The organism is Sphingobacterium prati, assembly GCF_013167215.1.
GTDB lineage: Bacteria > Bacteroidota > Bacteroidia > Sphingobacteriales > Sphingobacteriaceae > Sphingobacterium > Sphingobacterium prati.
On record NZ_JABJWY010000034.1, the window covers coordinates 1166021 to 1178377 of the forward strand.

General features: G+C 47.5%; 6 protein-coding genes. All 6 read right to left on the reverse strand.

Going from position 1 to position 12357, the window contains the following annotated elements; genetic code table 11:
* Window positions 1-175: 175 nt before the first annotated feature.
* The 6 genes from HPC41_RS15160 to HPC41_RS15185 all read right to left on the reverse strand — a co-directional run bounded on the left by HPC41_RS15160 (window position 176) and on the right by HPC41_RS15185 (window position 12345).
* Entirely contained in the window at window positions 176-2050 is a 1875-nt protein-coding gene (locus HPC41_RS15160) for a sialate O-acetylesterase (RefSeq protein ID WP_216660766.1), read from the reverse strand.
* Between the two features lie 145 nt (window positions 2051-2195).
* Window positions 2196-4157 (reverse strand): RagB/SusD family nutrient uptake outer membrane protein, encoded by a 1962-nt coding sequence (locus HPC41_RS15165; RefSeq protein WP_172394796.1) that lies wholly within the window; start codon window positions 4155-4157, stop codon window positions 2196-2198.
* A gap of 11 nt (window positions 4158-4168) precedes the next feature.
* Entirely contained in the window at window positions 4169-7255 is a 3087-nt protein-coding gene (locus HPC41_RS15170; protein WP_216660767.1) for a SusC/RagA family TonB-linked outer membrane protein, read from the reverse strand.
* A 153-nt stretch (window positions 7256-7408) separates the two neighbouring features.
* Window positions 7409-9145: a glycoside hydrolase family 43 protein gene (locus tag HPC41_RS15175; protein ID WP_172394797.1), complete on the reverse strand. Its 1737-nt coding sequence runs from the start codon at window positions 9143-9145 to the stop codon at window positions 7409-7411.
* Window positions 9146-9333: 188 nt separating this feature from the next.
* The gene (locus tag HPC41_RS15180) at window positions 9334-11379 is read right to left on the reverse strand and encodes an alpha-glucuronidase (RefSeq protein ID WP_172394798.1); all 2046 of its coding nucleotides are present in this window, start codon (window positions 11377-11379) and stop codon (window positions 9334-9336) included.
* Window positions 11380-12345: a glycoside hydrolase family 43 protein gene (locus tag HPC41_RS15185; protein ID WP_172394799.1), complete on the reverse strand. Its 966-nt coding sequence runs from the start codon at window positions 12343-12345 to the stop codon at window positions 11380-11382. It lies immediately after the preceding gene.
* Between the last annotated feature and the right edge of the window lie 12 nt (window positions 12346-12357).

Genomic DNA, 12357 nt, shown 5'->3' on the forward strand with positions numbered 1-12357 from the left:
TATTGTTTCCGCTTTTAACACTTGTACAGTAATTCCCCAAATATTCTTTGTTGTTCTTGCAAGTGTCAGAAATTGAATCAGAACACGGTACCTTGATATTGTTACCTAAAATGGAAAAAGTCAATTTCCAAAAAATGCGCAATGGCACATAAGTTTTTTGGCGACCTAATAAAGATCACCAACTATCTGTCCGAAATGGGGATGCCAACAACCGCTCCTTATTAATCAGATTAGCTTCGGCCGGGTTATCACTCCAGGCGTAACGCACAGCCACTGGTTTAGGGATGTCTTTCTGACTGACGACCACCGAATTCCCCTTAATTATGGCATTTGCCCAGACAAATTTCCGGTCCTTTCCCGCTATGGCAAAATGTCTCAGCGTTCCGCCATCCTGGCTTGCCAGACCGCCCCCTACGTTGGTAAAAAAGATCGTAATTTTGTCATCCTTAATTTCCATGCGTTCATAAGTGGGCCCCGCGCTGACCAGCTTTTCACCGTATACCAGTTTGCGGGCAGCCAATAACAGCCGCGAAGCAATGTCTTTTTTATTTAACGGATGAATGTCATTCCACTCGCCGATATCATAGTTGACTGTCAGCGCAGTATAAGGAACCTGACGGGCCACTGTTAACTGAGCTTCACGTACACCCGCCCATCCCGATTCAGCCGGATTCTCCTTTTTGCGCATATAATTAGGGAGCTGCACGAGCAAGAAGGGCAGCTGGGGCCTTTTCAAGCTCAGGCGCCAATCTCTTATCAGGAGCTTTAGGTAATTTGCATAGTCCTGGGGTGCACCCGTATTCGATTCGCCCTGATACCAGATCACGCCGCGGACAGCAAAGCCTTTTATCGGATAGATCATGCCGTTGTAGAGTCCCGATCCCACTGTCTTTAAATTGTTCAGCCGCGGCAGATAACTTTTTACCAAGCTCAGATCCACGCCTACGTTATACTTCCATTCGCCCGTCAAGTTTATTTCGTTATCATCCACCACCAATTTATAAGGCTTGTCTTCCACAAATCCGCCATTTCCGGCAGTTGAACGCAGCCGGACTGTGACATTGTTGTGCCCAGTCCGTAGGATACCTGCTGGGATAGTGTATTTCCGGGGTGGATACATATAACCTGTAGTGCCAACAAAATGTCCATTTACAAATACCGAATCGCTGTCTATCAGTGTACCCAGGTACAGCTTGGCATACCTACCCGCCAGTGCTGTGGGCAATTCAAAGGACTTTCTAAAATAGAGCACCCCTTTTCGGTCAATATGTTGCTCCTGCCAATAGCCTGGTACCTGAAATGTAGGCCAGCTGCTATCGTTCCAATCCAATTTTATCCAATCCCGGAGACCGATATCTTGCTGTGCCAGCCGCATGCTATCCAAAGCAGGGCGATCCAATGTCAGCAGGGGAAATTCTTTGAGCTGATCCTGACTGATCCAGCTTTCGATCGTTGATCCACCCAGGCTTGATACCAACATGCCCACGGGGACACCTGTATGTGCGTAGTTCTGCTGCGCATAGAAATAGGCCAATGCGGTCCAGTTCATGACCTCCGAGGCTACCCCCGAATACCAGCGTCCACCCGCGGCCATTTCCGATTGGCTGTCGAGCGCACTTTGCGTGGGCACCTTAAAATAACGGATCATATGGTTGTTGGATTCGTTGATCTCTGGGAATCGGTCTACCAATCTCTCGATCGGCGTTTCCATATTGGACTGCCCCGAGCACAGCCACACATCGCCAATCAAAATATCCCGAACAGCAAGCTCATTGATCTGCATTAGGAACGGACCGCCCGCTTCTTGCGCCGGTAGTAGCATAGACCAGCTTCCCTCTTTATCAGCCTGCGTTAAGTAGCTTTTTCCACGAAAATGTACGCTCACTTTTTCATCCCTATCGGCCCATCCCCAAATCTTTAATTCGGTATCGCGCTGCAACACCATACGGTCTGCTATCAAGGCCGGAAGCCGCACCGCCCCTAACGAAAGCTTGCCAAACAGCAACAAGCTTAAACCCAACAGAAAAAAACAAGCTTTTCTCTTTTTCATTTTTATACGATTACACAATTTCGGATGTTGATATGTATATCCATTTCAGGTACAACTGGACATCATAGGACGATCCGATGAAAGAAAAAGACACCTACTGGAGCCCATGCTTCTGCAGGTGTCTTTCAACAACGATTTTAGTTTATTAATTATATCCTGGATTTTGATAAGCCGCTTTATCCTCTGCGGACATATCCATTGCATCCAGCTGTCCCTGTGGGATCGGGCGGAGGTAATGCAATGGCTGTATTGACCGCGTAAAGGTCGTTGCATTATGATCGCCAACATTCGATCCCGCAATACGGTAAGTTTTTGCGATATCGCTCCAGGTCTGTGTACGCACCAGATCATACCAACGGTATCCCTCACCGTAATATTCCCGAGACCGTTCGGCCAATATGTAATTCACGGTAATTTGAGCGGGAGTAGCAGTAGTCATTTCGGCCCGATGGTTAGCTTCCTTTGCCACATTTCCATTATTGTCCCAGCGCCATACACCTGCTCTGCCACGGATCACGTTGACCAGTTCACGCGCAGTCTTTCCTCCTTTGACTGCCGCACCTTTCACAGCAGCCTCAGCAGCAATAAAGTACAATTCCGAGAATTTTGCAATATTAAACGGCCGCGTGCTGCTGGCGTTGGGCTGTCCAAGCCCATTGCCGTTATCTGTGCGGTAAGGACCGAGTTTCCATAGTCCCGGATAGACACGGCGGCTGATCCCCTCAGGTGAAATCACATAATCCGGCCGACCTGCCAGTACCCCCGCACCGACACTGCTCTTATACGTCTTATTATCATAGTTGATTGGCGTTTGTGGCTCCTCGTCCAAAAAAGTCAGAATGGCATCTCCGGGTTTGACAGGCATATTGTTAGCATTATATAAGGTTGCATTAGTGACATTCGCCCTATTCCAGTTTCCCCTATATACTGCTGTAAAAGTACCATCATAGCGCGAATCGTTGGTTTTATCAGCAAAGGTTTCGGTCACCACATTGATGGTGGGTGCCATTCTCGTCCAGGGACGTCCTAGCGCCTGGACAGCTTCCCGCTGCACACTATTTACCAGGTCCGCCGTACTCCAGCCTGTTGTCTTTGAACTGGTGAGTGAAGTATAATTCCAGGTCATCATCCAGCCCGCAAAATTGTCGGGTGCACCACCGCTACCATAAGTTAAGCTTCCTCCGTTGTATAATTCGCTGTCTTCTGTATGATCCGCAAAAAGCAAGATCTCATTGTTGCGATCATTTGTTCCGACATTGACATCATAAAATGTAGGCTGTAAACCATAGGTTCCCGGGTTTTCAATTGCTTCAACAGCCAGATCATAAGCCTGCTGAAAGTACCAGGCACTTGACTTGCCATTGGGATCGGTACGACTGGTTTCTGGATAGGTTGGAATATTTTTGGGATTTTCCAGCCACCAGGCATAGGTCAAATATGCTTTTGCCAGATATAAGCGTGCCACGGTTTTGCTCACTGCACCTTTTAACCGCGGAACATCCGGCAGGTCGCTAATTGCTGTAAGCAAGTCGGGAAATATCGCTTTTGTATAGACTTCTGAGACGGTATTGCGTTTTGATTTGCGTTCCACGGAGGTACTGTATTTCAATTCTCCTCCGCCCAGGTCGAGCGGTACGCCGCCAAAAGTCTGCACCAAAAGAAAATAATCAAATGCCCGAAAAAAATGCGCTTCAGCAATAATCGCTGGTGAAGTGCCCACAGCCGGTGCATTTTCGATAATTCCCGAAGCCATGTTGATGTTGGGTAGGGCAGCCCCCCAAGCCACGTCCGCCCTGCTGTTGACGGCGGTAAGGTTAGCAACCCCGCTAAAATCCATTGCCTGAAAATTTTCATCGGCACTCTGTCCATAAGTAACTTCATCAGTACCCGTCAGGCAGGCATTATAAAAATAAGCCTGCCCATAGATATAACGCAGATGGGCATACATGCCGACAATACTATTGTTTATGCCGTTCGGAGTTTTAAAATCCCCCGGTGTAAAGATTCCTCTGGGCTCTTCATCCAAAAATTTGGAACAGCTAGTTGTACTGAGCAAAAGTGAAGCTGCACAGAGCCCTATGATAAGTTTTGAACTGATAGTTTTCATTGTCTTAATGTTTAAAATGAAAGATTGAGACCCACAATATAACTTCTCATCGCTGGTGTATTGGTACCTACCACCAATATCCTTCTTAAGCCGCCCACGGCAACATTTTCATCACCATAGGAATTGGGTTCTGGATCCCCGCCCGATTCTTTGTGGTAAGGAGAGAACATAACAAATGGATTTTCAACGGTCGCATACACCCGTAGACGGTTGATTCCCATCCGTTCAACCCACTTTTGTTTAAAGTTGTACCCCATTGTGATCGTCCTTACCTTTAGATAGGAGGCATCAAAATAACCCAGGGTGCTTCCATATTTGGGATTATCTCCACTTTGTACACCTCCAGGTTTGGGGTATTTGGCATCCGTACGGTCTTCACGCCAGTATTCAACACGCACGTTGTTGCCAGCGCGCGTATTTAATTGATTTAAATAGCCCGTACTTCCGTATAAAGAACTGATCAATGTACCCCCATTCTGAAACGTTCCCACCACATTCAGGTCCAGGTTTCGGTAAGCTAAGCGGGTATTGAAACCGCCCATAAAATTCGGTTGTATATTGATTATTTGCCGATCTGCCGGACCTATCTGTCGCGTCGGCACCCCATTTGCATCGTAATCACCTGTATACTCCACTTTAATCATTCCCGGGTTGCCATTAGGTTCCAGAACATTCATATGTGCATCACCGGTTTGCCACAATCCAATTTTTTTATAGTCGTAGATCACATCGATCGGATAGCCGACAAACCATTGGTTTCCCTCATCCCGTTGACTTCCTGAAGTCAGCTCCACGAGTTTATTGCGGTTGGCATAAAGGTTAAAACCTACGTCCCATTTCCATCCATTTTCATTTTCAATGACTGCCGCATTCAGAGAGAGTTCAAATCCTTTGTTTTGTGTCTTTCCGATATTCGCCATATAACTTCCGCCGCCGTTGGTCGGTGGCAATCCCACACGCAACAAGATGTTGTCCGTATTCTGTACATAATATTCCATTGTACCATTGATTCTATTATTGAGCAACCCAAAGTCTAACCCATAGTTATAGGTTTTGGAAAACTCCCATCCAAGCAAGGGATTCGGTAATTCGGACATATAATAGCCAGTCTGAAACTGTGTACCAAAATTATAGGGTCTTGTACTCAATAAGCCTAGGGTTTTGTATGGATCTACCGCCTGGTTGGATGTTTGGCCATATCCTACACGCAGCTTAAGCTGATTGATCCAAGGTGTTGACGACAAGAATTTCTCATTATGGATGTTCCAGCCTGCGGAGAATGCCGGATAAGTATGCCATTTGTGCCCCGGCGCCAGTCGTGAAGAACCGTCGCGTCTCATGGTCATCGTCAGCATATACTTATTGTCAAACGTATACATAGCGCGCCCCATCAAGGACATCAGGCTACTTTTGGCATAGCCCTGCAGGTCAGGATTAACAATAATTTCACCCTGGGCCCTACCGATATTGTAAAACTGGAAGGCATCGATCGGAATATCCCGGCCGGATATCACGGTGCTATTATTGCTGTTCTGCTCAGCCGAATACAGGGCAACCAAGTTTAAATTATGCTTCTGCGCAAATGTCCGGTCGTAGGTCAGCAAGTTTTCCATGACCCATTGTACCGTCCTCCCATTGGCGATGGAAGCAGAAGACAAGTTGTCCGGAGTACCGCTAAATACCCCTTGGCCCGTATAACTACCGTCATTGTTCTGACGGAAGTTCAAACCTAAATTGGTCCGGTAGCTCAAACCCTCCACTCCAGGAATTCTGATCTCGCCATACATGTTATTGTAAGAACCAAAAACACGCTGCTGATTGACATAGCTGTCGCCCAGGGCCTCATAGGATTCTCTGGTATGAACCCATTGCTGTCCGGATGTCTGCTGCTGGATACGCGGCTTGAACGTGCCATCCGTGTTAAAGGGATTTGCGATTGGTGAGGCGCTCAATACCGGATATACACCAATATTGTTGCCATTGGTGATGCTATAACTTTGATTGAGGTTGAAGCCAAATTTAAATATTTTACCTACTTGCTGATCGAGGGCAGCACGGAGATTATAGCGGGTAAAATTCTGCAACGGAATCACACCCTCATCACGAAAATAACCGGCTCCAAAATTGTAGTTCCCTTTTTCAGCACCGCCATTGATACTCAAGTCGTGGCTATTGACCATGCCATTTTTATAAAAGAGGTCCTGCCAATCGGTATTGGTATCGTCCGACTCATCCAGTGTATTTTGAAATTGCCCTACATAACGGCGCATTTCAGCAAATTCAGGACCCGACATCATCGGATATTTGGCAAACACCGTACGCAGCCCTGTAAAGCCCGTGTAGGCAAGTTGTGCCGGTTGGCCGATTCGGCCTTTGTTGGTAGTCACCAAAATAACCCCATTTGCCCCTCTCGAACCGTAAATCGCCGTCGCCGATGCATCTTTTAACACATCCACGCTTTTGATATCCGAAGGGTTGATATCCGAGATAGACCCCGCAAAAGGAATTCCATCCAATACGATCAAGGGATTATTATCAGCCGTCAATGAGCGTGTACCACGGATACGAATTTGCATAGGCGAACCCGGTTTGGACGAATTCTGCTGCATATTCACTCCGGCAATGCGTCCCTGCAACGCTCTACTGATATTTGCCGCCGGAACTTCATTCATCGTCGAGCCACTGACTGATGCGACCGAGCCCGTAACGGCTTCTTTGCGTTGTGTTCCATAACCGATCACCACCACCTCTTGCATGGCTATATCGTCGGACGCCAACGTTACCTGCAAGTTACTATTGGTACCCACCGGCATTTCAGCCGTTTTGTAGCCAACATTTGTAAAGATCAAGACCGAGCTACTTTGGGCCTCAATGGCAAATGCGCCTTTGCTGTCCGTAGTCGTATGCTTGGCACCGCCTTTCACAGCTACTGTTGCACCTTCTATCGGCCTCTTCTGCTGATCCGAGACAAAGCCTTTTACGAGCTTATCTTGTGCACAAACCGATTGAACGGCTGTGAAAAACAATAGCGAGGCCAGGAGCCAGCATTGCAACAGTATCCTTTTGGGCACGGGAAAATAAAATTTAATCATTCTCATAATTAGGGGATTTTAAGCAAATTTTCTGTTCACTTGTGTTTATAATCGTGACTTATTAAGTCGTTTAAGATAATTTTATGTTGTAATACAGATCACAGGTTTATCATTCCGCTCCATTGAGAGAAAAGAAAGCGTGATCTTTTTGCCCTCTATCTATCTGATTTTATTGGCTATCGTGCTGTAGATTCCGATCAGAGCGCCTGTAAAACCACCGGCCAGGTCAGTCGATAAAATATCACCTGAAACGGTAGTGCCCACATTCCTGAAGTTATGCCCATCCAGCGCATAAGCAAATTGATAGGAGTCGCCCACCGCTTTTACCCTGAATTTTACCTTACCTGTAGGCTTTATTTTTTCTTTGGCGACGATACGGCTGCTTCCGTTTTCATTTCTGGCAAGTACAATATAGTCTTCAGTTCCCCGCTTGGTAATGCCGAGTACATAGTGGTATTTTTCGCTCTGCAGGCAGGTTATTCCCGCCAAATCCGACTCCGAGGCCGGTACATAGGCTAAGGATACCGTACTTTCGAAGTTTTTGTGCTGCTGTCTATAAAACAAAGCAGAAATTGGCTTTTGTTCGCTTATATCAGCTGCATACGGTTTTAAAATTGTTCCTGTACTGGTTATTTGCAAAAATTTTTCACGGGGTCCACGTAAAGCCACCCAGCGGTGATCCAGTTTACCAGCAGTCAAGGGATCAGAGAAAGTAAAATTCCCATTGGGAAAATAGCCTTCGGTATTCGTCCTATTTTCTACCCCGGCCGGCACCTTTACACTAGGTTTTAAGGCTTCCATTCCACCTTCGAAGACAGGCCATTCGCCAGACCAATCAACGGGTAATATAAACGTTTCACGGCCCGTATTGACCCGTTTTGCTTCATTGGGTCTAACAGCCAAAAATACACCGTACCAGGCCCCGTTTGGTCCTTCGACCAGATCAGCATGCCCAGCCCACTCGACGGGGTTCGGCCTATTTTTGGCCAAATGCCGTTGGGAAAGTATTGGGTTTTTGGCTGCAGGAGTATAAGGCCCGGTGATATGGTCACTCGAAAATATCACTTCGCTATGATCACTACCGGTCCCCCCTTCGGCACACATCAGGTAATATTTACCCGCTTTTTTGTACAGATGGGGGCCCTCTATCCAAATAGGATTTTTCGCAGGATCTACACCGCCATCGATAATAATCCGGTCAGTGCCTTTGACAACCTGGTCGGTTTGACTATCATATTCCCAGAGTTTGATCACACGATGTCCTTCATAGCGCTGCCTACCTTTGTCCGGAGCGTCATTGTGCAGCACATAGGCTTTTCCATTGTCATCAAAAAACAAGGACGGGTCAATTCCGTCAAAATCGAGCTTGATTGGATCCGACCACTTCCCTTCCTTGGGATCTTTGGTCTTTACGACCATATTTCCTATACCGGAAGCAATCTGTGTAGTGATCATGTAAAACATATCGTTATGTGGATTATACACGATATCGGGCGCATAGATTCCGGCACTTATTCCTGTTGTCTGCACCTTCAGCTGAGATTCACGGTCGAGCACATGGCCCAGCTGCGTCCAGTTTACTAAATCCTTAGAATGGAAAATAGGCACACCTGGAAACATCGCAAACGAAGAGTTTACCAGGTAGTAGTCGTCGCCTTTGCGAGTGATGCTTGGATCGGGATAACATCCCTGCAGAATAGGCGAATAGAACTCACTGCGTTTTAATGGATTATCGCGATAAACTGCATCCTCCCCTGTATAGGTAAAGTTTGAAAATATGGGTTCAGAAGGATCATCTTTCGCCCATTTTTTTGGATACTCTTTTGTACTAAATGCCGTTAACGTAGCCAGTGCTGCTACTATTCCCAGCACAGCTTTCCCCTTCCTCTTTAACATGATTGGTTTATAAATTAGTAGTTTTATAATTTGGTTTCAATTACAAACTTAGTTTGAAGGGTAATGGCAGCGATTAAAATATGTTCCAAAGACATTTCAATTTGTTACACCACCCTTCTTGGCCTCCATATTCGCTCATCTGGATGTATTTATTTAGGATGAGCAAAAAATAATAGCCAAAAATTTGATTAATTATGATGCTTGAGATTCAACTTGATCTTTTTCAAGTCGTCAAGTTCATGCACAGGACGTTCGAGATCTGCCGGTAGCGGCATTTTTGCGAAAGTCTGAAAATAAAGCAGACAGGCATCGCGCCACCAGACCGCATCTCGCGCCTGTACTTTCAGTTTTGACTGTACCCCTTTGAAGCGTTGTGCATCGATCTTTCCTTCGACACTGTCCCATACCTGCTGAAAGTGGCGCACCTGATCCACACCCTGCTGATACGAATAGCAGAGATTGTCCCACAATGATCGGCCGTTTTTCATACGGTAGGTCCAGGGAACACGGTGAAACCATAGCAGATAACTTTCGGGACATGTAGCGATGTTGGCGAACTGCTCCCTCAAGGGGCTATGGTATTGTGCCACCGCATTGCTTCCCGAAGATGTGCGGTCAAAGCCGACAGCAATGGAGTCTGCGTTATGGTAATACCAGGGCATCCAATCGGGCCTTCCACCAGGCATATCACCCCAGGGTTCAGGTCCATAATGATGTTCAAAAGCAAACAGATGGTGTAAGCCCAGTGGCATCATATAGTTTACAGCCGCTTCCCGTGATGCGATCATCAGATCCGATAAGGGATCGACCAAATCCGGATCAGGGGAAAACGTCGCCGACAGCCATTCTTTTGCGATGCTGCTGCTCGACAGAGCTGCGTTCCAGGCCAATCTGCCGAAGGCATACCAATTGGCCTGAGCAAAATGGTGCCCGCACCAATTGCGGTCTGCCCCGATGTTGGCCACGCCAGCAATCGCCGAAAGCTGTGGATATGGCCCATGTTGGGTGATGCCCGCCACCGTCGCGTGCAGCGGCCTAGTGTAGGTTTGTGCATCGAGGGTTTCCTTAAACAGAGGTGCCAAATATACCAGATGGTTCGAAAACCCGAGATATTCCTGTGTAATCTGAAATTCGACCATCTGATTTGTTTTGGGCATCGCTCCAAACAAGGGGTTGAAAGGTTCACGGGGTTGAAAATCAATAGGTCCGTTCTTAATCTGCACAATAACGTTGTCACTAAATTTACCATCCAAAGGCACAAATTCCTGATACGCTTGTTTGGCGCGGTCTTCAGCAGAGGGATTGTACACAAATGCACGCCACATGACCAGGCCCCTGAATGGCTTTAAGGCCGACGCCAACATATTTGCCCCCTCAGCATGCGTACGCCCATAATCCTGCGGCCCCGGCTGCCCCTCCGAATTGGCTTTCACCAAAAAGCCACCGAAATCCGGGATCAGGCCATAAATCTCTGCAGCTTTCTTCTCCCACCACTTCACCACCTCTGGATTGAATGGATCCGAATCCCGCAGCTGCCCCAATAGCTTGGGGGATGAAAAATTAATGGACAAAAACACCTTGATTCCATAGGGGCGGAAGATATCTGCCAAAGCTTTCACCTTCCCGAGGTAGTCGCTACGCAAGATCAAGGGCGCAGCGTTGACATTGTTCAACACCACGGCATTGATACCAACAGAGGCATTTGCCCGGGCATATTCGCGGTAGCGGGGCGAAATCTTTTGGGGTAGCTCGGACCATTTCCAGAGCGAATGCCCTGCATAGCCCCGTTCGACCGTACCATCGAGATTATCCCAGTGATTGAGCATCCGTAGCGCATAGCTGGGCTTTTCAACAATATTAAGACCTTGAATATCAGTTTGCAATTGCTGCAATCGCAAGAGATGATATGCTCCATAGAGCAGGCCAGCACTACTGCCGGCGCTGATGACAGTTTTATTTCTCCTGGATTGGATCGCATATCCACCGGTCTGTTGCCCAGACCAGCTTTTGTCTATGACCAGTGTGACATCTCCACGGCGCCAATAGTGCTGCAATTCTTCGACCGCCATGTAGGCTACAGGATCATTGACCCTACACGCTACCGTACGGAGCGCAGCTTCGTTGGCAGGTACTCTGGTATAGCGCAGCCATAACTGGCTACCGTCTTCGGCATGGCCCAGGTTATACAGCAGCAGGCCCATTAAGGCTATGATATACCGGACGACTTTCTTCATCTAGCTACCCTCCACTGTTAGGATACGACCATTATCATCGTATTCAATCTCGGTTACCTTCATACTCCGCAGCCAGGTCTTACCACCCGAAGGGACCGCATCGTGATGAAAGAGATACCATTTGCTTTCAAATTCAACAATACTATGATGGGTGGTCCAACCCACCACCGGTGTCAGAATAACCCCCTGATACGTAAACGGCCCATACGGATTGTCCCCGATGGCATAGCATAACAGGTGACTATCACCTGTGGAATACGAAAAATAATACTTGCCCTGATAGCAGTGCATCCAGGAGGCCTCAAAAAAGCGGCGGTCGATATCACCCTGCAGTAGGGGTTCACCGTTGCCGTCCAGGATGAGCAGATCGCGGGGTTCTTCGTCAAACTGGAGCATATCATCCGACAGCCGCACGACTTTAGGGCAAAGTGCCGGTTCGTCAGCCTGCGGCAACTCGCCAGGCAAGCTCAGCTTATTGTTGCGGTAGCACTGCAGCTGTCCGCCCCAAATACCACCAAAGTACAGATAGTACTGACCCTTATCCTCAAAGGCGCAGGGGTCGATGCTATAGCTTCCCCTTATCGGATCCGGGTTTGGGATAAAAGGCCCTTCGGGCCTGTCACCTACGGCCACCCCCAGCCGGAAAATATCGTTCTTATCTTTTAACGAAAAGTACAGATAATATTTACCATCCCTATGGGCGACATCCGAATCCCAGAGCTGCCTACCGCCCCAGGGGATATCCGCTACCGACAATATCTTGCCATGATCGACCACCTCGGCGTCGGTCGACGTCAAGGAAAAGGCATGATAATCCTGCATATCGAAATGGTCACCCTGATCATTTTCTGCGATGCCGCTTTCTCTATCGTGGGATGGGTAGATATAAATTTTACCATTAAATACATGCGCTGAGGGGTCAGCCATATAATCTTTTGGAAACAAGTAACGTGCTTTCTTTTTCATTTTATGTCTATT